The organism is Geodermatophilus sp. SYSU D00867, assembly GCF_054050315.1.
The window spans coordinates 1-570 of sequence record NZ_JBJGZC010000049.1 but is presented as its reverse complement, the minus strand read 5'-3'; the positions used below and the strand labels follow the sequence as shown (position 1 = coordinate 570).

The window sequence follows — 570 nt, the reverse complement described above, 5'->3', positions numbered from 1 at the left end:
CGACCAACCCGCGCTCCTTCCCCAACGACTCCACCGGCCCGCGCACGCGCGGCGATGTGAAATCGGGAAGGCCCGGACGAAGAAGCGATAGCCCGCTCCCTCAGGACCCAACAGCGTGCCTACGACCGATCCGAACTCCCCCGACCCCCGTTCCCCGCAGGCGCCCGAAGACGCGATGCCGTACTAGGAGGCCGCAGCAGCGGCCGGCCGAACTGGTCAGCGTTCCACCCTCGAGCACCACCCCACCGACCCGCGGCTCCTCACAGTTGAGAAGCCATCCCGCGGTGGGCGTGGCTCTGGGCCGACAGACACTCCCCACAGGAAGCGGTCCGCCGGCCAGTGCTCCTTAGAAAGGAGGTGATCCAGCCGCACCTTCCGGTACGGCTACCTTGTTACGACTTCGTCCCAATCGCCGATCCCGCCTTCGACGGCTCCCTCCCACGAGGGGTTGGGCCACCGGCTTCGGGCGTTACCGACTTTCGTGACGTGACGGGCGGTGTGTACAAGGCCCGGGAACGTATTCACCGCAGCGTTGCTGATCTGCGATTACTAGCGACTCCAACTTCATGG

General features: G+C 66.3%; 1 rRNA gene. It reads right to left on the bottom strand.

The window, feature by feature from the left end:
* Positions 1-350: 350 nt before the first annotated feature.
* A 16S ribosomal RNA gene (locus tag ACI8AK_RS23195) occupies positions 351-570 on the bottom strand; the annotation flags it as partial.